Source organism: Ruegeria sp. BB9, assembly GCF_056539345.1.
Map to the genome: position 1 here is coordinate 1 of NZ_JBQFUU010000011.1, position 1,181 is coordinate 1,181.

General features: G+C 61.3%; 1 protein-coding gene. It reads left to right on the forward strand.

The genetic code is table 11. The annotated features are described in order from the left end of the window. Positions 1-1,176, forward strand: a 1,176-nt coding sequence (gene tuf, locus ACR0FC_RS19245; protein WP_170343064.1) for an elongation factor Tu, incomplete at its 5' end; no start/stop codon positions are given. Positions 1,177-1,181 lie beyond the last annotated feature (5 nt).

Consider the following 1,181-nt stretch of genomic DNA (forward strand, 5'->3'; position numbering starts at 1 on the left):
ATGGCAAAGGAAAAGTTTGAGCGTACAAAACCGCACGTCAACATTGGCACGATTGGCCACGTTGACCACGGCAAGACGACGCTGACCGCAGCAATCACCAAGTATTTCGGCGACTTCAAGGCGTATGACCAGATTGACGGCGCGCCGGAAGAGAAAGCGCGCGGCATCACCATCTCGACCGCCCACGTGGAATACGAGACCGACAACCGCCACTATGCGCACGTCGACTGCCCCGGCCACGCCGACTATGTGAAGAACATGATCACCGGTGCGGCGCAGATGGACGGCGCGATCCTGGTTGTGAACGCAGCTGACGGCCCGATGCCGCAGACCCGCGAGCACATCCTGCTGGGCCGCCAGGTTGGCATCCCGAAGATGGTCGTGTTCCTGAACAAGGTTGACCAGGTTGACGACGAAGAGCTGCTGGAACTGGTTGAGATGGAAGTTCGCGAACTGCTGTCCAGCTACGACTACCCCGGCGACGACATTCCGATCATCGCAGGTTCGGCTCTGGCCGCGATGGAAGGCAACAACCCGGAAATCGGCGAGAACAAGATCCGCGAACTGATGGCGGCCGTTGACGAGTACATCGACACGCCCGAGCGCGCTGTTGACCAGCCGTTCCTGATGCCGATCGAAGACGTGTTCTCGATCTCGGGTCGTGGTACCGTTGTGACCGGTCGTGTCGAGCGTGGTGTGATCAACGTTGGCGACGAGATCGAAATCGTCGGCATCCGCGACACGCAGAAGACCACCTGCACCGGTGTCGAGATGTTCCGCAAGCTGCTGGACCGCGGTGAAGCGGGCGACAACATCGGCGCCCTGCTGCGCGGCGTTGACCGTGACGGCGTTGAGCGTGGCCAGGTTCTGTGTAAGCCGGGCTCGGTTACTCCGCACACCAAGTTCGAAGCCGAAGCCTACATCCTGACCAAGGAAGAAGGCGGCCGTCACACTCCGTTCTTCGCGAACTACCGTCCGCAGTTCTACTTCCGTACGACTGACGTGACCGGCACCGTGACCCTGGCCGAAGGCACCGAGATGGTCATGCCCGGCGACAACGTGTCGTTCGGCGTCGAGCTGATCGCCCCGATCGCCATGGAAAACGGTCTGCGCTTCGCCATCCGCGAAGGCGGCCGCACCGTCGGCGCAGGCGTCGTGTCCAAAATCATCGAGTAAGGCGC